This is a genomic window from Embleya sp. NPDC055664, assembly GCF_053618075.1.
Genome location: NZ_JBSHGZ010000034.1, coordinates 19,318 through 40,600, shown reverse-complemented (window position 1 = coordinate 40,600; position 21,283 = coordinate 19,318). Strand labels below are relative to the sequence as shown.

The window sequence follows — 21,283 nt, the reverse complement described above, 5'->3', positions numbered from 1 at the left end:
GCCGCACTCGACGCATTCGAGCACCAACCGAGATCTGGAGAACATCCATGGCCAACCCCTTTGACCGCGAAGACGGCCGGTTCCTCGTCCTCGTCAACGACGAGGGGCAGTACTCGCTGTGGCCGTCCTTCGCCGCCGTGCCCGACGGCTGGCGGGTGACGCTCGCAGAGACCGACCGCGCCACGGCCGTGGCCCACATCGAGCGCGACTGGACGGACATGCGTCCGCTCAGCCTGCAGCGTCGGGCGGGATGACCGTGGCCTCGTCCGACCTGGCCATCCTCGCCGAAGGGCTGCAGAAGCAGTACCGCGGCCACACGGCACTGCACCGCGTCGATCTGGCGGTGCCGGCCGGCACCGTCCTGGGCGTACTCGGCCCCAACGGCGCCGGCAAGACGACCACCGTCCGCATCCTGGCCACCCTGGTCGAGCCGTCCGCCGGCCGCGCCGTCGTCGCCGGGCACGACGTGGTGCGCGAGGGCAAGGAGGTCCGGCGGCGCATCGGCCTCGCCGGACAGTACGCGGCCGTCGACGAACTCCTCACCGGGCGCGAGAACATGGTCCTGCTGGCCAAGCTGCTGCGCTACGGGCGACGCGGTGCGGCCCTGCGCGCGGCCGAGCTGCTCGAACGGTTCGAGCTGACCGACGCCGCCGACCGCACGGTGGGCACCTACTCGGGCGGCATGCGCCGCCGGCTCGACCTGGCGACCTGTGTCATCGGCGATCCGCAGGTGTTGTTCCTCGACGAGCCCAGCACGGGCCTGGACCCCACCAGCCGAAGCGTCCTGTGGGACGTGGTGCGCGACCTGGTCGCCAACGGCGTGACCATCCTGCTCACCACCCAGTACCTGGAGGAGGCGGACGCACTCGCCGATCGCATCGCCGTCATCGACGCCGGCCGCGTCATCGCCGAGGACACCCCCGCGGCGCTCAAGCGCATGGTCGGCAGCGAGCGCCTGGAGGTGACCGTGGCCCGCCCGGAGAGCCTGGCCGACGCGGTCGCCGCGCTCGCCACGCTCGGCAGCGCCCAGGAACCGGTCGCCGATCCGGCCACTCTGCGGGTATCGGTGCACCTCGACCGGGGCGGCCTGGACGAGGTGGCGCGCGCCGCCGTCGCGCTGCGTGAAAAGGGCGTGGACACCATCGACTTCGAGGTCTGCAAGCCCACGCTCGACGACGTGTTCTTCCAGCTCACGGGCACGGGACAGAAGAAGGAGAGCCGGCGATGACATCGACGACCGACGCCGCGGTGTCGCCGACGGCGCTCGCCCCCGCGGCCTCGTCCCCGGTGCCGCGATCCGCGGAGTCCAGGGGCGTGCTGCTCGGCTACCTCGGCGACACCCTCGCCCTGGCCGGACGCCATCTGATCCATCTGCGCCGCTCCCCGGGCCGGCTCGTGCTCGTGACGATGACGCCGCTGGTGATGCTCGTCGCCGTCGGCTACCTCTTTCGCAAGTCGATGAACGTTCCCGGCGGCGTCCCGTACGAGGACTTCATCCTGGCGGGCATCGCCGTCCAGGTCGGCCTGTCCGGCGTCGGCCCCACGGCCATCGGTGTCGCCCTCGATCTGCGCCACGGCCTGGTGGACCGGTTCCGCTCGTTGCCGATCGCACCGAGTTCGGTGCTCATCGGCCGCACCCTGGCCGACCTGTGCGTCGGCGCGGTCAGTCTGACGGCGGTGTCCCTGGTCGGCCTGGCCGTCGGTTGGCGGCCACACGAGGGCGTGCTGCGCACCGCCGCCGGATTCGCCGTGCTGCTCGCCTTCATCTACACCATGCTGTGGCTCGGAATTCTGCTCGGCACCACCCAGAAGAATGTCGAGGCCATCGACGGCACGGGCGCGCTCGTACTCGTCGTCTTCAGCTTTCTTTCCAATGCGTATGTCGGTGTGAACGGCCTGCCGGAATGGCTGCGCCCGGTGGCCCAATGGAACCCGGTCACCGCCGTCATCACCACTTGCCGCAGGCTGTGGGGCAACGACCCATCGGGCGCGGCGGGCAGCGGGTTCGCCGCCGACCATCCGGGCGTGGTCGCCGCCATCACCCTGACGACGATCCTGGTCATCGCGGTCGCCGGCAGTGTACGGGGCTTCGAAAAGGCCGTCGGAAGGTGACCGGCAACTGCCGTCAGTGAGCGGTCAGTTGAATGTCATCGGCCCGTCATCGAGGCTGACTAATTTTTGCCGTAAGGCAAATTCGAGAACCTGGGAAACGGAGAAAAAAACATGACCACGGTTGTGCCCGAGCGCCTTACCCGCATCAGGGAAATCATCGCCGAGAACATCGATGTTCACACCGAGTTCGCGGACAGCACACTGTTCATCGACGAACTGGGCGCCGACTCCCTGAAACTCATCGACGTGCTCAGCGCCCTGGAGATGGAGTACTCCATCGTCATCGACATGGACGAGCTCCCGAAGATGGTGAACGTGGAGACCACGTACCAGGTGACCGCCGCCGCCGCCGGTTGGTGAGCAGCGGGGGTCCCCGTCCCGGACCCCCCGTCCACAGGCATCCCATTGCTTAAGGAGTCCGATGTCCACCGCACAGCCACCACCGGCGCCCCCCGCCCGCGCACCGGCGGATCGCCGCCGGGCCGTCCTCACCGGCCTCGGCGCGATCTCCAGCATCGGCACGGGTGTCGAGGAGTTCACCGCGGCGCTGCGGGCCGGCCGCTCCGGCGCGGGGCCGATCACCCGCTTCGACACCGAGGGGTTCGGCCACAACACCGCATGCGAGGTCTCCGAGTTCGAGCCGGAGCGCTGGATCCGCAACGTACCCCTCGACGACATGGGCCGCGCCGGGCAGTTCGCCGTCGCCGCCGCCCGGATGGCGATGGTGGACGCCGGGCTCAGCGAGGCCGACCTGCGTGAGCGGCAGGCGCTCATCAGCATCGGCACCACCGACGGCGAGTCGCACGACATCGGGGTGCTCGTCGAGCAGGAACTGGCCGCCGGGGACCCGGAGGCCATGGACCCGGTCCTGTCCCGCCGCATCAACGCGGGCCGGCTGAGCACCGTGATCGCCCGCGAGTTGCGCATACCGAACGTGGAGGCCACCACCATCACGACGGCCTGCGCGGCGGGCAACTACTCGATCGGCTACGGCCTGGACGCGATCCGCTCCGGCGAGGTCGACGTCGCGCTGTGCGGCGGAGCCGACGCGGTGTGCCGCAAGGCGTACCTCACCTTCAAGCGGTTCGGCGCGCTCACCCCGGACGTGGTACGGCCCTTCGACAAGAACCGGCAGGGCATCCTCACCAGCGAGGGTGCGGGCATCCTCGTCCTGGAGAGCCTGGAATCGGCGCTCGCGCGCGGCGCGCACATCTATGCCGAGGTGCTCGGCTACGGCCTCAGCTGCGACGCCAATCACGCCACCGCACCGGACCGCCTCGGCATCGCGCGCGGCATTCGCCTCGCCCTGGACGACGCCGGGGTCAAGAAGGAGGAGATCGACTTCATCTCCGCGCACGGCACCGGCACCAAGGCCAACGACCGCACGGAGTCGGCCGCCATCCTCGACGTGTACGGCGACGCGCCGCCGCGCACCGTGGCCCTGAAGTCGATGCTCGGCCACGCGATGGGAGCGGCCAGCGCCCTCGGCGCCATCGCCTGCAGCCTCGCCATCGAGCACGGGTTCATTCCGCCGACCATCCACCATCGGGAGACGGACCCGGCCTGCCCGCTCGACGTCGTACCCAACCACGCCCTCGACGCGGACGTGCGGCTCGTGCAGAACAACTCCAGCGCCTTCGCCGGCAACAACGCCATCCTGATTCTGGGGACGTACGGAGAGTGAGTCCCACATGAGTACCGCAGCAGTCACCCCGGCGGCCTCGCTGCCACCGGAGACGCTAGTCATCACCGGCTGGTCGGCCGTATCCCCGCACGGCGTGACCCGGCAAGCCTTCGCCGCGGGCGTGCGCGGCGGCGCGAAGACGGCCGTGAAGGCGGACGCGGCGCTCGGCACGCTGCCGTCGCCCAACGTCTGCACGGTCCCGGACTTCGACATCCCGGGCCTGCTCGGTCCGAAGGGCACGGCCAAGATGGACCGGCTCACCGCGCTGGCGCTGGTCGCCTCCGACGGGCTGCTCCTGGACGCCGAAGGCAACAGGGCGGTGCGGACCGACGAGGCCACCGGTGTGGTTCTCGGGATCTCCATGGGCAGCCTGGAGAACATGACGGACCTCCTGCGTCAGTCCTACACGAACGCGCTGCCCTTCCACGTCGACGCGGGCCGCATCCCCTTCGGCAGCCTCAACCACGCCGCGGGCGCCTGCGCGATCCGGCACGACCTCAAGGGCCCCAACACGACGGTCGCGGGCGGCCGGGTCAGCGGGCTGCTCGCCCTCAACTACGCGCGGCGGCTGATGAGGCAGGGCCGTGCGACGAAGTACCTGGTGGGTTCGGTCGAGGAGTTCTCCGCCATCCACGCCTGGTTCGAGTACACCGCCCTCGCGGCCGGCGACCCCGAGCCGCTGCTCGGCGAGGGCTGCGGGCTCTTCCTGGTCGAGCACGCCGGCGCCGCCGAACGCCCCGCGCTGGCCGCCGTGTTGAGCATCGAGAGCGGCATCGACATCGACGACGACCCGCGGGCCGCGGTCACCGGCTGCGTGCGCCGCGCCCTGAACCGCGCGGGCGTCACCCCCGACGAGGTGTGGGCGGCCGTCCCATGCGCCGCCCCCACCGCCGCCGGCCGGGCCGAGTCGGAGGCGCTGGCGGCGCTGCTGCCCGCCGACGCGCTGTCCCGGGTGCCGTCCATGGAGCTGCTCGGCGATACCAGCGCGGCCTCCGCCTCCTTCCAGATCCAGGCGGTGCTCGGGGTGGCCGAGGCCGACCCGACCTCGTCCGGTCGGATCGCGCTGGTGTCCGCCGTCGACCGGGACGGCGCGGTGGCCTGTGCCGTCCTGCGACTGCTCGGGGAGCACGCATGATCGCGCTCGTCAGCGGCGGGTCCCGGGGCATCGGCAAGGCCATCGTGCTGCGCCTGGCCCGGGACGGGTACGACGTCGCGTTCTGCTATCGCTCGAACGACGAGGCCGCCGAGCAACTGGTCAAGCAGGCAAGCGAGTTCGGCACGCGTGTCAGCGCCGCCCGCTGCGACGTGTCCGACGCGGCGGACGTGCGCGACTGGTACGCGCGAACCGAGCGCGAACTCGGCCCCGTCGACGTCGCCGTCACCTCGGCGGGCATCACCCGGGACCGGCCGGTGATCCTGATGCCCGAGGAGGACTGGGGCCGGGTTCTGCGGACCAATCTGGACGGCGTCTACCACGTGTGCCGCGCCGCGGCGTTCTCCATGAGCAAGCGCAGGAACGGCGCGATCGTCAATCTGTCCTCGGTGTCCGGGATCCACGGAAACATCGGGCAGGCCAACTACGCCGCCTCCAAGGCCGGGATCATCGGCTTCACCAAGTCCCTCGCCAAGGAGTGCGGACCGCGCGGTGTGCGCGCCAACGTGGTCGCCCCGGGCCTGATCGCGACCGACATGGTCGACGACATGTCCGAGGCCGCGGTGGAGCGGATGCTGGGGAGCGTGGCGCTCGGGCGCGCAGGCCGCCCCGAGGAGGTGGCGGACCTGGTGTCCTTCCTGGTGTCGGACCGGGCCTCGTACATCACGGGGTCGGTCTTCGAGATCCACGGTGGTGGCACCTTCTGATGGGGACCGGAACGCAGGGGGCCGGGGGCCTTCGGGACAGCTACGACGTGATCGTCGTCGGCAGCGGCATCGGCGGCCTGGTCACCGGCGGCTATCTGGCGGCCGACGGGCGCCGCGTGCTCATCCTCGAACAGCACGACGTGGCGGGCGGAAACGCGCACGCCTTCCGTCGGCGGCGCAAGTACGAGTTCGACGTCGGCATGCACTACCTCGGCGACTGTGGGCCCGACGGGCTCATCCCCACGATCCTGTCCGGCCTCGGCGTCCGCGACCGGGTGCGCTTTTTGCCCATGGACAACGAGCACGGCTTCGACCGGGTCATGACGCCCACCGCGACCCTGGACGTGCCGGCCGGGTGGGACGCCTACGCCGAACGGCTTCGGCAGGCACTGCCCGAGGAGGCCGACCGCGTCGACCGGTTCATCGACCTCGCCACGGCGCTGGCCGCCGTGAACCGGGCCAGTCTGACGGGTGATTCGATGGCGCAGTTGTGCCGCAGGTTCCCTGAGGCGATGCGCTGGACTCGCCGTACGCTGGGCGAGGCCTTGGACCACTGCGGCCTGTCCGCCAAGGGGCGCACCCTGATCGCGGCCCAGGCCGGCAACTACGGCTCGATGCCCGACGGGGTCGGCTTCGCCGAGCACGTCAACATCACCGACCACTACCTGCGCGGCGCGTACTACCCCGAGGGCGGCGGCCAAGCCTTGGTGGCCGCGTTCGTCGAGGCGCTGGAGGCGTACGGCGGCGAGCTGCGCACCCGGTGCGAGGCGCGCCGCATCCTGATCGAGAACGGGCGCGCCACCGGCGTCGAACTCATCGACGGGCAGCGCATTTCGGCGCCGCTGATCATCTCCAACGCGGACTACCGGCGCACCGTCCTCGACCTGTGCGGCGGTGAGGCGGCCTTCCCCGCCGGCGTCGTGGCACGGACCCGCGAGGCGACCATGCGCAATGCCATCGTTTCGGTGTACGTCGCGCTCGACACCGAGTTGCCGGCGCTGCCCAACGCCAACATCTGGTGGCACGGCAGCGACGACATGGAGGGCGCGCACGCGGCGATGCTGGAGCGGTACGCGCGCGACAAAACGATGGACACGGTGTCGCAACTCGCCCTGTTCTTCGCCTCCCTCCGGGACCCGGGGGCGCACGCCGTGTGCCCGCCCGGCCACAGCAATTTCCAGCTCATGATGAACTGCCCGTTCGGTTACGACTTCTGGGGGGTGCCGGGCGGACCGGTGGACGGCGAGCCGTACCGCCGCAACCCCGTCTACCTCGCCCGCAAACGGGAGTTGACCGAGGCGATGCTGGACACCGCCGAGAAGATCCTCGGCCCGTTCCGCAGCCGCATCACACACGTGGAGACGGCCACTCCGCTGACCAACGAGCGCTACATCCGAGCCGGCGGCGGCACCCCGTACGGCATGGCCACCTGGGGCGGCACGGCCCGGCGGCCCGACGTGCGGACCGAGGTCGAGGGTTTGTACGTGGTCGGCCAGAACGTCCGCTACGGCAGCGGCATCGGCGGCGTGGCGACCTGCGGAATCGCCGCCGCCTCGCGCATCCTCGGCCGCGGGCTGTTCGCCGAGGCGTACACCGGAAAGGTGCTCGGCGACGCCTCCAGACTGCCCGAACGGGCACCGGACTGGGACCCACTGGCCGTCTCGCGCGGACAGGCGCGGCAGGGCGCGAAGGGCCTGGCCCGCATCGGCTGAGGGCCGGCCGGCCCGCGACCGTCACCTTCCCATCCCGACCCGGTCCTTTCGTCCCACCAGGAGCAGTGTTCCCATGAATCAGGTACCTTCCTTCGCCGTGGTCTCCGGCGCTCAGGTGGACCGCGTCCTCAGCGGGCGTGAGGAAGAGGTCGTCGCAACGATCGAGGCCGCCTACCGGCTGCACGGCGAGGGGCAGACGGTCAACCCCGACTCGTACTTCCTGCGCTTCCCCGATCGTCCGTCGTCGCGGATCATCGCGTTGCCCGCGTCGATCAAGGGCGACGTGGAGGTGCACGGCATCAAGTGGATCTCCAGCTTCCCGGAGAACGTGGCCGCCGGCATCCCGCGTGCCTCGGCCGTGCTCATTCTCAACGACGCCGAGACCGGCTACCCGTTCGCGTGCCTGGAGAGTTCCATCATCAGCGCGGCGCGCACCGCCGCGTCCGCAGCCCTCGCGGCGGCGCGGCTCAGCGAGGTGCGCGGGCAACGCCCCACGCGGGTGGGCTTCTTCGGGGTCGGTCTGATCGCCCGCTATGTGCACCGGTACCTCGCGGGCAGCGGCTTCGCCTTCGAGTCGATCGGTGTGCACGACGTGTCGGCCGAGTACGCCGAGGGCTTCGCGGGCTACCTGCGCCGGGCCGAGGGCGAGGACCGCGGGATCACCATCCACGACAAGGCCGAGGACCTGATCCGCTCCAGCGATCTGGTGGTCTTCGCCACCGTCGCGGGGGAGCCGCATGTGAGCGACCCGCGATGGTTCGCGCACAACCCGCTGGTGCTGCACGTCTCCCTGCGGGACCTGTCCCCCGAGATCGTCCTGGACTCGTGGAACATCGTCGACGACATCGAGCACTGCATGAAGGCGAACACCTCGCCGCATCTGGCCGAACAGCTGGTCGGCAACCGCGAGTTCGTCGCCGGAACCCTGTACGACGTGCTCACCGGGGCGATCACCCCGCCGGCCGACCGGCCGGTGGTCTTCTCGCCGTTCGGCCTGGGGGTCCTGGACATGGCCGTCGCGAAGTACGTGTACGACCGCGTGCGCGAGAGGGACGGACTGCACACCGTCCCGGACTTCTTCCACGAGCTCAAGCGCTACGGCTGACGCCGTGCCGGGCCGGCTGTGAGCGGGCCGCGCCGGGGTGATCCCCGGCGACCGCTGACAGCCGGCTGACGGCGCGCTGACCGAACGAACAACCGGCCCCGGAGCACCTTGCCGCGTCTTCGACGCCCACACAGAATCTGCCGCATGAGATCCTTTTCCAGCCTTGAGGAATTCGCCGGCGCGGCCGGCGAACACCTCGGCTACAGCGAATGGCTCGAAGTCACCCAGGGAAGCGTCGACCAATTCGCCGGTGCGACCGGCGACCTCCAGTGGATTCACGTGGATCCCGAGCGGGCGGCGACCGGACCGTTCGGCGGGACCATCGTCCACGGCTATATGACGCTCGCGCTGCTGCCCGCGATGATGCGGGCGATCTTCGCGATCGAAAAGGTGGAGCTGGGCGTCAACTTCGGTCTGGACAAGGTGCGTTTTCCCCGCCCCGTGCCGGTCGGGGCCCGGGTCCGCGGCGGCGCCAGACTCACCAACGTCCGCGAAACACCCTCGGGTCACCTGACCGCGGTGCGCATGACGGTGGAGGTCGAGGGCCGGCAACAGGCGGCCTGCGTGGCGGACACCCTGTCGCTCTTCGTCGCCCCCGGGACGCCTTTGGCCGCGCCCTGACGGAGGTAGGGGAAACACCCCCCTCCGCCGTCCAAGAGGGGAGTAAATACTACCGATTTCGGTGCCCGACCTCCGCCACAATAGCGACACGGCCACTGTGGCCGGGACACCGCGAATGGCAAGAGGAGTGAATACATGGACGGCACGAGGCAGCTCGGGGAAAGCCCGTCGTCGGGCGAGATCAAAGGGTTCTCCGTCCCTGCCGGGTTCGTCGGTCTGCGGCGGGCGTTGGTCCTGTGCTGGATGTCGATCGCGGCCCTCGGCCGCTCTCTTGCCGTCTCCTCCGCGATCACCCTGGTGGGCCCGGGCCTCGGCATGGTGCCGCGCGCCATGGAGGGCGTACGCGGGCTGAGCAACCGCCAACGCGTGCTGGCCGCGCGCTGGTCCGGCGTGCGGATCCCGACCCCGGCCGGCCGGCAGCCGCCGGTGCCCGCGGGCGCCTCGGGAGTCGTCGCCCGCTACCGCTGGATCATGAACGACCCACAACTGCGGCGGGAGTTCGTCTGGGTGCTCTCCGACCCCGTCGCCGGCGCCTTCCTGGCCTTCTTCCCGATCGCCCTGCTCCTCGGCAGCGCGTGGGGCATCTTCCTCGCCTTCTTCGGCGTCTCGCTCTCCGAGGAATGGGACGGCCTGTGGTACTACTTCATCCCGGTCGGGGGATCGGCCACCGCGGTGCTCGCGGGCATCCTCGGCGTCCTGCACCTGCCGCTGGCCCTGTGGCTGGCGCCCCGCGCCGTCCACAAGCACGCCCTGTACACCTACGCGATGCTCGCCCCGAGCGAGAACGAGATGATGGCCGGCCGCATCGAGCACCTGGCCACGACCCGCTCGGACGCGGCGGACACACAAATGGCCGAGATCCGCCGGATCGAGCGCGACCTGCACGACGGCGCTCAGGCCCGCCTGGTGGCGATGGGCATGAACCTGGACGCCGCGGAACGCCTCCTGGAGACCAACCCCGAGGCCGTGCGCGCCCTGCTGATCGAGGCACGCCAGTCCTCGGCCAAGGCGTTGCAGGAACTGCGCAATCTGGTCCGCGGCATCCACCCGCCGGTGCTCGCCGACCGCGGACTCGTCGACGCGGTGCGGTCGTTGGCCATGGTCTGCCCGGTCCCCACCGAGGTCACGGTCGACCTGCCCGGCCGCCCCGAGATGCCGATCGAGTCGGCCGCGTACTTCGCGATCTCGGAGATCCTCACCAATGTCGCCAAGCACTCGAACGCGGACCGGGCCTGGATCGACGTCCGTTACGATCACGGAATGCTGCGCGTCACCATCACCGACACCGGACACGGCGGCGCGGACGCCGCCCGTGGCACCGGTCTGCAGGGCGTCGAGCGACGACTTGCCACTTTCGACGGTGTATTGGCCGTGAACAGCCCCGTCAACGGCCCGACGATGGTGACGATGGAGCTTCCGTGCGAATTGTCCTCGCCGAAGACCACTTCCTCCTTAGGGACGGACTGATCCGCCTCCTGGAGGCACACGGCCACGAGATCGTGGCCGCGGTGGAAAACGGAGCGGACCTGCTGGAGTCGCTCACCGAGGAGCGACCGGACGTCGCGATCGTCGACGTCCGGCTACCGCCGAACTTCACCGACGAGGGCCTGCGCGCGGTCCTCGCCGCCCGGCGCGAGATGCCCGACCTGCCGGTGCTGCTCCTCTCCCAGTACGTCGAACCGCTGTACGCGCGCGAGTTGCTGAGCAGCGGCGGCAACGGGATCGGCTACATCCTCAAGGGCCGGGTGACCAACGGGGCGCAGTTCCTGGACTCCATCCGACGGGTGGCCGAGGGCGGCACCGTGATGGACCCCGACGTGATCTCCCAGCTCCTGGTGCGCAAGGAGCGCGACGAGAGCATGAGCACCCTGTCCGGTCGCGAACGCGAGGTCTTGGTGTGGGTGGCCCAGGGCCGCTCCAACGCGGGCATCGCCCAGTCCCTCTTCATCTCGGAGAAGGCCGTCGCCAAGCACATAAGCAGCATCTTCACCAAGCTGGGCCTACTACCGGCCGACGGCGACAACCGCCGCGTGCTGGCGGTCCTCGCATACCTGGACCAGTGACCCACACCGAAACCCCGGCCGAGGCCGGGGTTTCCTGCCTGTTCAGGCGTGGTGCCCCCAGCAGGATTTGAACCTGCGACACCCGCTTTAGGAGAGCGGTGCTCTATCCCCTGAGCTATGGAGGCGGGGCGGGGAACCGGGTCCGGGGGCGATGGGCTTTCGGTCCCCGGGATCGGATCCCGCGCACAGGATAGCGGACGGGGTCGGGTGGACGTCGGGGCGTTTTCGGGCGGTGCCGGCTCGGCGCCCGGGGCGGGCGGGCTACCAGCTGGTGGCGTCGTCCATGGACTGCTGCCAGTAGGTGGTCTTGAGGGAGTCGTCGATGTACAGGCCCTGGGCGGGCAGCGACGGGGTGGCGCCCCTGCCGACGCTTTGGTTGCCCGAGGGGCCGTGGAAGTAGACGGTGAGGGTCTTCTCGGTGTGGCCGGTGCCGCCGCTGCCGTCCGCGGCGGACAGGCTGACGGAGGCGTAGCCGGACTCGCCGGGCTTGAGCGTGACGACCGCCTGCGGCTTCGACTCGTCGATGACCGGGGGTACGGACTGGGCCTCGCCGAAGCGCAGGGCCGGGTAGCCGTAGAGGAAGCACATCTTGCCGCCGGTGTTGGTGACGGTCAGAAGCACGTGGTTGATCGGGCGGTTCAGCGGGGCCGCGACGGTCTTGGTGTTGGAGCCCTCGCAGGTGACCGCGTTGTCGGGATCGGTTCGCCCGCCCGAGTCCTGGCCGGAGGCCGCGCCCGGCTTGGTGTTCGAGGAGGCGGGTCGGGAGGAGGGGGCGCCGGCGGGGGTCGAGGCGATCGGCGCCGCGGTCGGCGCGGCCGCGGGGGCGCTCGGCGGGGTGGTCACGACGGGGGCGGCGGCGGGCTTGCCGTCCTTGTCCGAGTCGTTGTTGCACGCGGTCAGCAGGAGCGCGGCCAGCGCGAGCGTCGTGACACCGGCGAGACGGGTGCGGGAAGTGCGGACGCGGGACATGTGATCGGGCTCCTCGGGAGTTCGGGTGATGCGCTGCTTGAACGACCACGAGCCTGTGGCAGGGTTCGTCCCAGCGGCTACGGACAGCGGCCGATTGGGGACGCCGGAACGGCGAAACCGGGTCTGACCAGGGGAAATGCCGGACCCCTGGAACGCCGGCTTGGGACACGGGGCGATGGAGGAACGGGTGTCGGAGGCAGCGGGAGCAGCGGAAACGGAGGCGTTCGCGCGTTTGTTGCGGGGGCTGAAGGACCGCTCGGGGCTCAGCTACGGGGCGCTGGCCAAGCGGCTGCACATGGGTACCTCGACGCTGCACCGCTACTGCAACGGCACCGCGGTGCCGAACGAGTACGCACCGGTGGAGCGCTTCGCGAGGGCGTGCCGGGCGACCCCACAGGAGCTGGTGGAGCTGCACCGACACTGGATCCTGGCGGACGCGATGCGAGGCCGCCGCCCGGACGCGCCCGGCCCCCGCACGCCGGCGCCCCCTCCGGCCCAGACCTCCACCCCGACCCCGACTTCGCCTCCGGCGGGGGCTTCGCCTCCGGCGCCGGCGCCGGAGGCGGCCGGGACCTCGGCCCCGGCTGCGGCTTCGCCTTCGCCTTCGGGTCCGGCTTCGCCTTCGGTGGGGGCTGCGTCTTCGAGCTCGACTTCGCCTCCGGTCGGGGCTACGGCCTCGGGCCCGACCTCGCCCCCGGCTTCCGCCGAGGTTCCGGCTTCGGCTGCCGCTGAGGCTCCGCGTTCGACTGTCGCTGAGGCTTCGGCCTGGCCCCCGGCCCAGGTCCCGGCCGGGGGCGAGGTTCCGACTGGGGCCTCAGCTTCGGCTCCGGCCTCGGGTCCGACTGCGGTTGCGGCAGCGGGTGGGTCGGTTGGGGCGGTGGAGGGCTCGGTCGAGCGGGCGGGCGGGGATGGCGTGTCGGGCTCGGGAGCCGGGGGCGGGGCTGCTGGGGCTTCTGGCTCCGTAGCGTCCCCGGCCGGCTCGGCGGTTTCGGGCGAAGCGGCTTCGGTCGGCTTCTCGGGCTCGGCCGGAGTGCCCTCGGCCGGTTCGGTCGGCTCGTCCGAGCAGGGCCCGGGAAGCGACGACACGGTGACGGTCGTCGGGCCGCCGCATGCGCCGACCCCCACCCCCGCGCGCCGTCGCCGTGCCGCGGTCACCCTCGCCGCGGCAGCGGCCGTGCTCGGTGCCGTGTTGGTCGTCGCGTACCCGCTGTCCGGCGACGACGGCGACGATTCCGACGCCCGCACGGCGGCCGACTCCGGCCCCGTGCCCACCGCCCCGCGGGCTGCCGGCGACCGGCCCGCCGAGCCCGCCCCCGCCTCCCCGCCGACCGCCGGCACCGGCACCGGATCGGCCTCGGCCCCGCCCGGCACCACCCCGCCCGGCAAGGTCGCGCCCGGCGCCTCGAAGGGCGGCACGCCAAGCACGGGAGCCGCCTCGGGCGACGACCCACTCGGCGTCGCCGTACGTCCGTACGTCTACAGCAACCCGTGCAGCCAACACTTCCTCGTCGACAGCGCCCCCGAGCAGGTCGGCCCGCCCGCCGGCGAGGCGGACGCGGTGCGCTGGTCCGGCGCGTACGGCGCGGTCTCCTCGGACGAGCAGCAGATCGCCCTCACCGTCCAGGGCCGCGAACGGGAAACGATCGTCCTGGAGGCGCTGCACGTCCGCGTCGTCGCCAAGGGTGCGCCCCTCGCCTGGAACGACTACGCGATGGGCGTCGGCTGCGGCGGCGACGTCGACACCAAGTCCTTCGACATCGACCTCGACCGGGGCAGCCCCACCGTCACCGCGAAGAACGGCCAACGCGACTTCCCGTACAAGGTCAGCGCCACCGACCCCGAGGTCTTCTACATCACGGTGCACACCAAGGCCCACGACGTGCGCTGGGATCTCACCCTGGACTGGTCCGCCGCCGACGGCCGCCGCGGCACGGTCAAGGTCGACAACAAGGGCAAGCCGTTTCGCACCAGCGCCGGCTCGGCCCGCCCCGGCTACGACTACCCGCTCGGCGGCGGCGAGTGGATCAAGCGCCAGGGGTAGTCACCGATGTGCCGACGGTCAGGATGACGGCCGAGTCCTCGACGGCCTCCACCGTGTGCGGCTCCTCGGGGACGACGAGCAGGTCGCCGGAGGCGCCCTCGACGGAGTCGTCGCCCGCGGTCAGCCGGATGTGGCCGGTCAGCACGATCAGGGAGGCCTCGCCCGGGCTCTCGGGTTGATCCAGCGAGTTGCCCGCCGTGAGGGCGATCAGGGTCTGCCGCAAGCGCCGGCGGGAGCCGCCGAGCATGGCGGTCGAGCTGCGGCCCGACGAGGTGCTGCGGGCCGAGGCGAGCTGCTCCTTCGTGGCCGTCCGGAGCGAGATTTTATCCATGTATGTCAGTTTCGGGGGCGATCACTCTCCGCGCATGTTCTGGTGGGCGCGGGAATGCGACGACCGGTGTGCCGGGTGATCCTGGCGAGGGGGCAGAGGGCCGCGACCGAGGAGGTAAACGACTTGCTCGGGCATCGAAGAATGAACCTCATGACCACCGATGAAAGCGTGCGTACGCGCGGAACCGTCTTCGATCGGGACGGGACGCTCGTCGCCGACTACCGGCTCGGCAACCGCTCGGGCCGACCGGCCGCGCTCGACCTGCGGCTGCATCGGCTGCCGGCCGAGGCGGCGGCCCCCGCCATCTTGACCGCGCTCCCCGGATGGGTCGTGTCGGCGCACGCGGACACCGGTGCGGTGCTGATCGCGTCGGGCGGCCGACTGGTGCGGCATCTGCACCGGTACGCCCGCGAGTTGGATCCGCGGGCCGACGGCCACGCCTGGGCGGATCCGCGCATCGAGGTGCGACCGGTGACGTCCGTGCCGCCCTGGGCGCTGTACGACTCCTGGATCGCCGCCTATCCGCCGGGACATCCCGACGGCACGTCGCATCCCCATCCCGAGGACCTGGACGTCCTGTACCACGGACGTGTGCTCGGGCCCCTGCTCGACGCGAGCGTGGTGGCGCTGGATCGGGGGCGGGTGGTCGCGGCGGTGCTGGTCAACGACGCCGAACAACTCGGGCCGTGGATCAGCGAGGTCTTCCGCGATCCCGACCCCGCGTACGCCGGCCTCGGTGCCCGGCTGTTGCGGCACGCGCTCGGCCTGGCCGCGCGCGCCGGGCTGCCCTCGATCGGCCTCGCGGTCACCGAGGGCAATCCGGCCCGGACGGTGTACGAGCGCCTCGGATTCCGGCACGACGAGTCGTTGATGCACGTCGTACTCCCGGGAGGCGAGCGGTAGGCACCCGGTGGGGGAGCGGTGGACGCGTCGATCGAGACATGAGACATTTGTGTCTCACAAGAATTGAGGATGTCTCATGGCCGGCTCCACCCCCCTTCGCCCCGCCCGTGACCCGCGGCGCTGGGCCGTGCTCGCGATCCTGTCGGGGAGCCTGCTGATCATCTCGATGGACGCGACGATCCTGAACGTCGCGTTCCCCTCCCTGGTCGCCGATCTGCGGCCCGGCGCGGTCGAGCAGTTGTGGATCATCGACTCCTACGCCCTCGCGCTGTCCGGCCTGCTGGTCACCGCCGGCGCGCTCGGCGACCGCTGGGGCCGCAAACGGCTGCTCCTGGTCGGGTTCGCGATCTTCGCGATCGCCTCGCTGCTCGCGGTGGCGGCCACCGCGGCCTGGCACGTGATCGCCGCCCGGGTGCTGCTCGGCGTCGGCGGCGCGGCGATCATGCCCTCCACGCTGACCATCCTGCGCCAGGTGTTCACCGACGCCCGCGAGCGGGCCTTCGCCTACGCCGTGTGGTCGGCCGTCTTCGGCGGCGGCATGGCGCTCGGGCCGGTGATCGGCGGACTGCTCGTACAGTCGCACGGGTGGCAGTCGGCGTTCCTCCTGAACGTGCCGATCGCCGTCGCGGTGATCGGATTCGGCCTCTGGCTGCTGCCCGAGTCCCGCTCGCCGCGCTCCGGCGCGTGGGACTGGCCCGGGGTGGGGCTGTCCATCGTCGGCATGGGCACGCTCGCCGGCGGCGTCAAACAACTCGGCAAGGGCGGCGTGGCCGACCCCGGAGCGTGGATCCTGCTCGCGGTCGCGGGGGTCACGCTGACCGTGTTCGTCCGGCGCCAACTGCGCCTCGCCCACCCGCTGCTCCAGGTCCGGCTGTTCACGAACCGCGCGTTCACGATGGCTGCGACCGCGATCTTCCTGGGCATGCTCGGCCTCGGCGCGGCGCTGTTCCTGCTCAGCCAGTGGTTCCAGTACGTCCGCGGCTACAGCCCCGTGTCCGCCGGTCTGCACCTGCTGCCCGCGCCGATCGCGCTGATCGTGGCGTCGATGGTGGTGCCGCCGCTGATGCACCGCTTCCCGCCGCGCAACGTGCTCGGGATCGGCCTCGCGCTGATGGGTGTCGGCCTGGCGCTGCCCTGGATCGGGCAGCACTTCCGGGACGTGGACTACCCGCTGATCGGCGTCTCGCTCGCGGTGGTCGGGCTCGGGGTGGGTACGTTGGCCACCGTCGCCTCGGTGGTGCTGATGTCCTCGGCGCCGGCCGCGGACGCCGGGGGCGCGGCCGCCATCGACGAGACCGCGTACGAACTCGGCGCAGCCCTCGGCGTCGCCATCCTCGGCAGCATGGCCTCCGCGCTCTACCGCTCCAACCTGCCCGACCTCGACCTCGGCGCGGCCGATCTGTCGGCGGTGCGCGAGTCGATCGGGGACGCGTCGGTGGTGGCGGACCGGCTCGGCACGGGCGGCCTGCTCACCCGAGCCGGCGACGCGTTCACGGCCGGCATGACGCCCACCTTCCTGGCCGGCGGCGTGGTCGCGCTGGTCGCCGCGGTACTGGCCTGGCGGCTGATCCCCCGCGACCTGGAACCCGCCTCCGACACGCACTGACCCGCGCCGACCGCCGGGCCGGGACGGATGCCGGCCGTGCGCGGCGGGCCGCGCTCGGCCGGCCGAAAGTGGTCGGTCGGGCAGCCGCGAGGCACGTCGCACCGGACCGCCCCACGGTGGGTGAGGCGACGCCCGTCGGCGGGTCGAGGCCGCCCTCCCGGAGTCCGCGCACCCGCTCCCACCCGGGCCTTAGGAACATCCGGGGCCCCTCGGCCGTTGAGCGGATCGTAGGCACTCCGGAGCGTGCATGCGGAGCCCGAGGCCGGGCAGGCGCTGATAAAGGCCGCTATCGGCCAACCTTTCAACAGTACATCTCCGGATGGAATACCACAGGCTTCTCGTTCGTTCGAAATGTTGACGAACGCGAATGAAAGCGAGGGCTAGAGCATGCCGACTACACGTGGTGTGGCCCGACAGGGCGCCGAGCGAGTGGCGGCTTCCCGCACGCGGAAGGCTGCCGACGTCGAGCGCGACACGGTCGGTGTGTACCTGGACGAGATCAGCCGCACGAAGCTCTTGGACGCGGAGCGCGAGGTGGAGATGTCGAAGGACATCGAGGCCGGGCTCTACGCGCAGAAACTGATCGACGAGGACGCCGTACCCGAGGGAGTCGACCGGGCCGAGCTCGACGCGCTGATCGCGCGTGGAGCGGCGGCCAAGGAACTGTTCATCCAGGCCAACCTGCGTCTGGTGGTCTCCGTCGCGCGGCGCTACCCGCGCAGCGGGATGCCGTTCCTGGATCTGGTCCAGGAGGGCAACGTGGGTCTGGTCCGCGCGGTCGAGAAGTTCGACTACGCGAAGGGCTTCAAGTTCTCCACCTACGCCACGTGGTGGATTCGGCAGGCGATCACCCGGGCGATGGCCGACCAGGCCCGCACCGTGCGACTGCCCGTGCACCTGGTCGAGGAACTCAGCAAGATCCGCCGCGTGCAGCGCGAGTTCGCCCGTGACCACGGTCGCGACCCCGAGTTCCCGGAGATCGCCGAGATCGTGGGCACCACCCCCGAGCGGGTGGTCGACGTGATCGGGTGGGCGCGTGACCCGATCAGCCTGGACACCCCCGTGGGTGACGACGGCGAGACCGAATTGGGCGAACTGGTCCAGGAGACCGACCCGTTGACCCCGGAGGACATCACCCTCGCGACGCTGCGCCGGGAGCAGATAGCGGACCTGGTGGGTCGGCTCGACGGCCGTACGGCCACCATTCTGCGGGCGCGCTACGGCATGGCCGACGGCAAGGAGCACACGCTCACCGAGGTCGGCAAGCAACTCGGGCTCACCCGCGAGCGGATCCGGCAGATCGAGAAGCAGGCGCTGGTCGAACTGCGCGAGCTGGCCACCGCCCAGGGGCTCGAGGCCGCGTGACGCGGCCCGCGCCGGAGCGCCGGCACACTGGTGCGATGGCGGAAGCGGAAGAGCGCGAGGCGAACGGACCGGGCCGGCCGAAGCGGCACGACCGCTTCGGCTGGGACGACCTGCTGCCCGAAACGAGTTCGGACGAGACCGACACCGGCTGGGGCGAGCACCGGACCGGCGCCGACCCGGCCGACATCCGCCGCTTCCTCGACGACAAGCCGCCACACCACTTCTGAGCCGGGGCCGCCGTCGGGCGGCCGGCGTGGCCCGGGGCGGCACAGACGCTCGACGCACGTCCACGAAAACGAACGGCGGGCCCGCCTTCCCACGAAGGTACGGGCCCGCCGTTCGACCGATCAGGCGTCCGAACGCGTGGCCCCGGAGCCTCCGGGGGTCCCCGAGCCTCCCGGGGTCCCCGAGCCTCCCGAGGGCCCCGACGATCCGCTGCCCCCGTCGCGGCCGGAGTCCTGCTGCGGCTCCAGCCGTTCGGCGAGCAGGTCGCGGATCTCGCGCAGGATCTCGACGTCGCTCAATTCCTTCTCGCCCGCGTGCCCGAGGGCCCGCTTGCGCCGCTCCAGCATGTGGTTCATCGGCAGCACGAGCAGGAAGTAGACCACCGCCGCGGTGATCACGAACGTCAGTGCCGCGCCGAGCACCGAGCCCCACAACAACTGGACGCCGGTCGTCTCGCCCTTCGCGTCGACGCCGCACGGGCCCTTGATGCAGGTCGTGTAGCTGTCCAGGTTCTTGGTGCCCAGCGCACCCACGACCGGGTTGATCATCCCCTTCACGAATGCGTTCACGACCGCCGTGAACGCGGCGCCGATGACCACGGCCACGGCCAGGTCGACGACGTTTCCGCGCATGAGGAACTTCTTGAAGCCGCCCACTGCTTGATTCCCATCGATCTTGATCGGTCGAGGCTCGACCTGGCGTTCCGAGCGACGATCACCACCAACAGCGGTAATAATCGTAGTAATTGTGGAATAGCCGATGAAGCCGGACAACCCGCACGAGTCTGGTGTCATTCACGATCCGTCGCAACAACGCCGCTCAGAACCTGCGGATGGTGTAGGTGAGTCCCGGGCCGGTCGCCGCGCCCGCGAGTTCGCTCGCCACGGCACGGGGAACCTCGAGGATAACGAGCGCTCCGGACCCGGGCGCCCCGAACCCGGAACCGGTCGGGGGCGGCTTGGCCACCACCACGGCGCCGGCGGCGATCGGCCGTGCGGGGCCGGGGTGTTCGGGCGGCGGCGCGGCCAGCACGTCGATCCGGTCGCCGGGACGCAGTACGGCCACCGCGTCGGCGTCGGCGAAGCGCGCGGGCAGCGCGACCGGGCCCGCGTCGGCCGGGCCGCCGGGCCGGGTCAACCGCACGTCGGTCACCGGCTCGCCGCGCCGCAGTGGACCGGTCAACGCGCCCCCCTCGGCCTGCCGGACCGCGCGCAGGACCCCCTCGGGGCGCAACGCCGTCGGCATCCGCACCAGGGCCAGGTCGGCGGGCCCGGGCGTGCTGCCCGCCGGCAGGTCACGCGCGGCCACCAGGATCGGCGTGGTGGGCGCGGGCGCCGGCCGGACCGCGACGATCACCGCGAGCGCGGCAACCGCCGCCGACAACGCGGCCAACCCGCGCCGATGCCGGGCCGACACGCGACGCCACGACGGCCGGGCGGGCACCCCCGGCGACCCGCGAAGGGCCGGCCCGCCGGCCCGGCCGAACGACGGACCGGACGGCGATCCGAACGATCCCGAAGCGGACATCACACCTCCAACGCGGGCGGCGCACACGGTAGGGACGATGCGGCCCGACCCCCGTCGGAACCGGGGCGGGAAAACGAGGGCCGAGCCGCACCCCCACCGTGCCGCCCGCCGACCCACCCGCGCCGAACCGCCCGGACGCCTGTGGATCACCGCCCCCCTGTGGACAACGAATTCACCCACGTGAATGACATGACTCCCCCCACCGAGCGACCGCCCCCGAACAGCACGAAGGCCGCCCCCACCCGGGAGACGGCCTTCGAACACATCACACACGGCCGGACGGGCCGACCACACAACACTCACCGACCGGCGAACCGCCTACGCCGGCCGCTCGACCTCCGCCGTGCCACAGCTGCACGTACGAGTCTTCGGCAACGCCGCCACCACATCGAACAGCAGCGTGCGCAGCCGGTCGACGTTGGCCGCGAAGACCTCCATCACCTCGGCGTGGGTGACCCCCTCGCCCGCCTCGACACCCGCGTCGAGGTCGGTGACCAGCGCGATGGCCGTGCAGCAGAGCCCCAGTTCGCGCGCGAGCACCGCCTCGGGGTGCCCGGTCATGCCGACGATCGACCAGCCCTGGGCCGCGTACCACTTGGATTCCGCCCGGGTGGAGAAGCGCGGCCCCTCGATCACCACGAGGGTGCCGCCGTCCACCGGCTCCCACCCCGAGGCGCGGGCGCCCGCGATGGCCACCGCGCGCCCGTCGGCGCAGTACGGGTCGGCGAACGTGGTGTGCACGACCGGTGGCACGCTGCCGTCGGCGAGCGGCAGCCCGTCGAAGAACGTCTGGGTGCGGCCGGAGGTGCGGTCGATCAGCTGATCGGGGACCACCAGCGTGCCCGGACCCAGTTCGGCCCGCAGACCGCCCGTCGCGCACGGCGCGAGCACCTGCGTGACCCCGACGGCCCGCAGCGCCCACAGGTTGGCGCGGTAGTTGATCCGGTGCGGCGGGATCGAGTGGTCGCGGCCGTGCCGGGGCAGGAACGCGACCCGACGGCCGGCCACCTCGCCCAGGAAGAGCGCGTCGCTGGGCGCGCCGTACGGCGTGTCCACCCGCACCTCGACCACGTCGTCCAGGAAGGCGTAGAACCCGGAACCGCCGATCACACCGATCTCGGCCGGGGCCACCCCCGCCGGCAACACGCCGGTCGTCATC

General features: G+C 71.5%; 22 protein-coding genes, 1 tRNA gene and 1 pseudogene. 18 read left to right on the top strand and 6 right to left on the bottom strand.

What is annotated here, in order from left to right; all coding sequences use genetic code 11:
- Positions 1 to 47 precede the first annotated feature (47 nt).
- The 12 genes from ACWGR4_RS37345 to ACWGR4_RS37290 all read left to right on the top strand — a co-directional run bounded on the left by ACWGR4_RS37345 (position 48) and on the right by ACWGR4_RS37290 (position 11,157).
- The gene (locus ACWGR4_RS37345) at positions 48 to 254 is read left to right on the top strand and encodes an MbtH family protein (RefSeq protein WP_078975915.1); all 207 of its coding nucleotides are present in this window, start codon (positions 48 to 50) and stop codon (positions 252 to 254) included.
- Positions 251 to 1,228, top strand: coding sequence for an ATP-binding cassette domain-containing protein (locus tag ACWGR4_RS37340; RefSeq protein WP_452128607.1), 978 nt, complete (start codon positions 251 to 253; stop codon positions 1,226 to 1,228). Before ACWGR4_RS37345 ends, ACWGR4_RS37340 begins: the two co-directional genes overlap by 4 nt.
- Positions 1,225 to 2,112, top strand: a complete 888-nt coding sequence (locus ACWGR4_RS37335; RefSeq protein ID WP_380009107.1) for an ABC transporter permease — start codon at positions 1,225 to 1,227, stop codon at positions 2,110 to 2,112. The genes ACWGR4_RS37340 and ACWGR4_RS37335 overlap by 4 nt, the downstream gene beginning before the upstream one ends.
- A 111-nt stretch (positions 2,113 to 2,223) precedes the next feature.
- Positions 2,224 to 2,472, top strand: a complete 249-nt coding sequence (locus ACWGR4_RS37330) for an acyl carrier protein (protein ID WP_380009110.1) — start codon at positions 2,224 to 2,226, stop codon at positions 2,470 to 2,472.
- Positions 2,473 to 2,533: 61 nt separating this feature from the next.
- Positions 2,534 to 3,796, top strand: a complete 1,263-nt coding sequence (locus tag ACWGR4_RS37325; protein ID WP_452128608.1) for a beta-ketoacyl-[acyl-carrier-protein] synthase family protein — start codon at positions 2,534 to 2,536, stop codon at positions 3,794 to 3,796.
- 7 nt (positions 3,797 to 3,803) lie between these two features.
- Positions 3,804 to 4,931, top strand: a complete 1,128-nt coding sequence (locus ACWGR4_RS37320; protein WP_380009116.1) for a beta-ketoacyl synthase N-terminal-like domain-containing protein — start codon at positions 3,804 to 3,806, stop codon at positions 4,929 to 4,931.
- Positions 4,928 to 5,656 carry a 3-oxoacyl-[acyl-carrier-protein] reductase gene (gene fabG, locus ACWGR4_RS37315; protein WP_452128609.1) on the top strand — a complete coding sequence of 243 codons (729 nt, stop codon included), beginning with the start codon at positions 4,928 to 4,930 and terminating at the stop codon, positions 5,654 to 5,656. Before ACWGR4_RS37320 ends, fabG begins: the two co-directional genes overlap by 4 nt.
- Positions 5,656 to 7,368, top strand: coding sequence for a phytoene desaturase family protein (locus ACWGR4_RS37310; RefSeq protein WP_452128610.1), 1,713 nt, complete (start codon positions 5,656 to 5,658; stop codon positions 7,366 to 7,368). The genes fabG and ACWGR4_RS37310 overlap by 1 nt, the downstream gene beginning before the upstream one ends.
- 73 nt (positions 7,369 to 7,441) lie before the next feature.
- Positions 7,442 to 8,473 (top strand): 2,3-diaminopropionate biosynthesis protein SbnB, encoded by a 1,032-nt coding sequence (gene sbnB, locus ACWGR4_RS37305; protein ID WP_452128611.1) that lies wholly within the window; start codon positions 7,442 to 7,444, stop codon positions 8,471 to 8,473.
- Between the two features lie 144 nt (positions 8,474 to 8,617).
- The gene (locus ACWGR4_RS37300) at positions 8,618 to 9,094 is read left to right on the top strand and encodes a MaoC family dehydratase (RefSeq protein ID WP_380009127.1); all 477 of its coding nucleotides are present in this window, start codon (positions 8,618 to 8,620) and stop codon (positions 9,092 to 9,094) included.
- Between the two features lie 135 nt (positions 9,095 to 9,229).
- Positions 9,230 to 10,561 (top strand): sensor histidine kinase, encoded by a 1,332-nt coding sequence (locus tag ACWGR4_RS37295; protein ID WP_380009130.1) that lies wholly within the window; start codon positions 9,230 to 9,232, stop codon positions 10,559 to 10,561.
- Positions 10,513 to 11,157 carry a LuxR C-terminal-related transcriptional regulator gene (locus tag ACWGR4_RS37290; protein WP_380009133.1) on the top strand — a complete coding sequence of 215 codons (645 nt, stop codon included), beginning with the start codon at positions 10,513 to 10,515 and terminating at the stop codon, positions 11,155 to 11,157. Before ACWGR4_RS37295 ends, ACWGR4_RS37290 begins: the two co-directional genes overlap by 49 nt.
- A gap of 49 nt (positions 11,158 to 11,206) precedes the next feature.
- Here ACWGR4_RS37290 and ACWGR4_RS37285 read toward each other — a convergent pair.
- Positions 11,207 to 11,282, bottom strand: a tRNA-Arg gene (locus tag ACWGR4_RS37285).
- A 136-nt stretch (positions 11,283 to 11,418) separates the two neighbouring features.
- Positions 11,419 to 12,126 carry a DUF4232 domain-containing protein gene (locus tag ACWGR4_RS37280; protein ID WP_380009136.1) on the bottom strand — a complete coding sequence of 236 codons (708 nt, stop codon included), beginning with the start codon at positions 12,124 to 12,126 and terminating at the stop codon, positions 11,419 to 11,421.
- A 136-nt stretch (positions 12,127 to 12,262) separates the two neighbouring features.
- On the opposite strand from ACWGR4_RS37280, the pseudogene ACWGR4_RS37275 reads away from it, so the two are divergent.
- Both ACWGR4_RS37275 and ACWGR4_RS37270 read left to right on the top strand, forming a co-directional pair.
- Positions 12,263 to 12,478: pseudogene (locus ACWGR4_RS37275) on the top strand (helix-turn-helix domain-containing protein); the annotation flags it as partial.
- Between the two features lie 735 nt (positions 12,479 to 13,213).
- Positions 13,214 to 14,167 carry a hypothetical protein gene (locus ACWGR4_RS37270; RefSeq protein WP_452128624.1) on the top strand — a complete coding sequence of 318 codons (954 nt, stop codon included), beginning with the start codon at positions 13,214 to 13,216 and terminating at the stop codon, positions 14,165 to 14,167.
- Here the strand turns inward: ACWGR4_RS37270 and ACWGR4_RS37265 are convergent.
- Positions 14,151 to 14,498, bottom strand: a complete 348-nt coding sequence (locus tag ACWGR4_RS37265; protein WP_380009138.1) for a cupin domain-containing protein — start codon at positions 14,496 to 14,498, stop codon at positions 14,151 to 14,153. The genes ACWGR4_RS37270 and ACWGR4_RS37265 overlap by 17 nt on opposite strands.
- A 150-nt stretch (positions 14,499 to 14,648) precedes the next feature.
- Between ACWGR4_RS37265 and ACWGR4_RS37260 the strand changes: the two genes are divergently transcribed.
- The 4 genes from ACWGR4_RS37260 (at position 14,649) to ACWGR4_RS37245 (ending at position 18,599) form a co-directional block, all read left to right on the top strand.
- Complete coding sequence (locus ACWGR4_RS37260; protein WP_452128612.1) at positions 14,649 to 15,401, top strand: GNAT family N-acetyltransferase; 753 nt, start codon at positions 14,649 to 14,651, stop codon at positions 15,399 to 15,401.
- A gap of 76 nt (positions 15,402 to 15,477) precedes the next feature.
- A complete protein-coding gene (locus ACWGR4_RS37255; protein ID WP_380009144.1) occupies positions 15,478 to 17,007 on the top strand; it encodes an MFS transporter in 1,530 nt (509 codons plus the stop codon).
- 387 nt (positions 17,008 to 17,394) lie between these two features.
- Positions 17,395 to 18,372: a sigma-70 family RNA polymerase sigma factor gene (locus tag ACWGR4_RS37250; RefSeq protein WP_380009147.1), complete on the top strand. Its 978-nt coding sequence runs from the start codon at positions 17,395 to 17,397 to the stop codon at positions 18,370 to 18,372.
- Between the two features lie 35 nt (positions 18,373 to 18,407).
- Positions 18,408 to 18,599, top strand: coding sequence for a hypothetical protein (locus ACWGR4_RS37245; RefSeq protein ID WP_380009150.1), 192 nt, complete (start codon positions 18,408 to 18,410; stop codon positions 18,597 to 18,599).
- Positions 18,600 to 18,719: 120 nt separating this feature from the next.
- Here ACWGR4_RS37245 and mscL read toward each other — a convergent pair whose 3' ends face one another.
- The 3 genes from mscL to ACWGR4_RS37230 all read right to left on the bottom strand — a co-directional run bounded on the left by mscL (position 18,720) and on the right by ACWGR4_RS37230 (position 21,282).
- Positions 18,720 to 19,253, bottom strand: a complete 534-nt coding sequence (gene mscL / locus ACWGR4_RS37240) for a large conductance mechanosensitive channel protein MscL (protein ID WP_452128623.1) — start codon at positions 19,251 to 19,253, stop codon at positions 18,720 to 18,722.
- A 163-nt stretch (positions 19,254 to 19,416) separates the two neighbouring features.
- The gene (locus tag ACWGR4_RS37235; RefSeq protein ID WP_452128613.1) at positions 19,417 to 20,124 is read right to left on the bottom strand and encodes an SAF domain-containing protein; all 708 of its coding nucleotides are present in this window, start codon (positions 20,122 to 20,124) and stop codon (positions 19,417 to 19,419) included.
- Positions 20,125 to 20,442: 318 nt separating this feature from the next.
- Positions 20,443 to 21,282, bottom strand: a complete 840-nt coding sequence (locus tag ACWGR4_RS37230) for an S-methyl-5'-thioadenosine phosphorylase (RefSeq protein ID WP_380009155.1) — start codon at positions 21,280 to 21,282, stop codon at positions 20,443 to 20,445.
- Position 21,283 lies beyond the last annotated feature (1 nt).

Bases quoted from the DNA above. Each gene is read 5' to 3' on its own strand.
- ACWGR4_RS37345 (WP_078975915.1), top strand. From the start codon at position 48: ATGGCCAACCCCTTTGACCGCGAAGACGGCCGGTTCCTCGTCCTCGTC.
- ACWGR4_RS37340 (WP_452128607.1), top strand. From the start codon at position 251: ATGACCGTGGCCTCGTCCGACCTGGCCATCCTCGCCGAAGGGCTGCAG.
- ACWGR4_RS37335 (WP_380009107.1), top strand. From the start codon at position 1,225: ATGACATCGACGACCGACGCCGCGGTGTCGCCGACGGCGCTCGCCCCC.
- ACWGR4_RS37330 (WP_380009110.1), top strand. From the start codon at position 2,224: ATGACCACGGTTGTGCCCGAGCGCCTTACCCGCATCAGGGAAATCATC.
- ACWGR4_RS37325 (WP_452128608.1), top strand. From the start codon at position 2,534: ATGTCCACCGCACAGCCACCACCGGCGCCCCCCGCCCGCGCACCGGCG.
- ACWGR4_RS37320 (WP_380009116.1), top strand. From the start codon at position 3,804: ATGAGTACCGCAGCAGTCACCCCGGCGGCCTCGCTGCCACCGGAGACG.
- fabG (WP_452128609.1), top strand. From the start codon at position 4,928: ATGATCGCGCTCGTCAGCGGCGGGTCCCGGGGCATCGGCAAGGCCATC.
- ACWGR4_RS37310 (WP_452128610.1), top strand. From the start codon at position 5,656: ATGGGGACCGGAACGCAGGGGGCCGGGGGCCTTCGGGACAGCTACGAC.
- sbnB (WP_452128611.1), top strand. From the start codon at position 7,442: ATGAATCAGGTACCTTCCTTCGCCGTGGTCTCCGGCGCTCAGGTGGAC.
- ACWGR4_RS37300 (WP_380009127.1), top strand. From the start codon at position 8,618: ATGAGATCCTTTTCCAGCCTTGAGGAATTCGCCGGCGCGGCCGGCGAA.
- ACWGR4_RS37295 (WP_380009130.1), top strand. From the start codon at position 9,230: ATGGACGGCACGAGGCAGCTCGGGGAAAGCCCGTCGTCGGGCGAGATC.
- ACWGR4_RS37280 (WP_380009136.1), bottom strand. From the start codon at position 12,126: ATGTCCCGCGTCCGCACTTCCCGCACCCGTCTCGCCGGTGTCACGACG.
- ACWGR4_RS37265 (WP_380009138.1), bottom strand. From the start codon at position 14,498: ATGGATAAAATCTCGCTCCGGACGGCCACGAAGGAGCAGCTCGCCTCG.
- ACWGR4_RS37260 (WP_452128612.1), top strand. From the start codon at position 14,649: ATGACCACCGATGAAAGCGTGCGTACGCGCGGAACCGTCTTCGATCGG.
- ACWGR4_RS37255 (WP_380009144.1), top strand. From the start codon at position 15,478: ATGGCCGGCTCCACCCCCCTTCGCCCCGCCCGTGACCCGCGGCGCTGG.
- ACWGR4_RS37250 (WP_380009147.1), top strand. From the start codon at position 17,395: ATGCCGACTACACGTGGTGTGGCCCGACAGGGCGCCGAGCGAGTGGCG.
- ACWGR4_RS37245 (WP_380009150.1), top strand. From the start codon at position 18,408: ATGGCGGAAGCGGAAGAGCGCGAGGCGAACGGACCGGGCCGGCCGAAG.
- ACWGR4_RS37235 (WP_452128613.1), bottom strand. From the start codon at position 20,124: ATGTCCGCTTCGGGATCGTTCGGATCGCCGTCCGGTCCGTCGTTCGGC.
- ACWGR4_RS37230 (WP_380009155.1), bottom strand. From the start codon at position 21,282: ATGACGACCGGCGTGTTGCCGGCGGGGGTGGCCCCGGCCGAGATCGGT.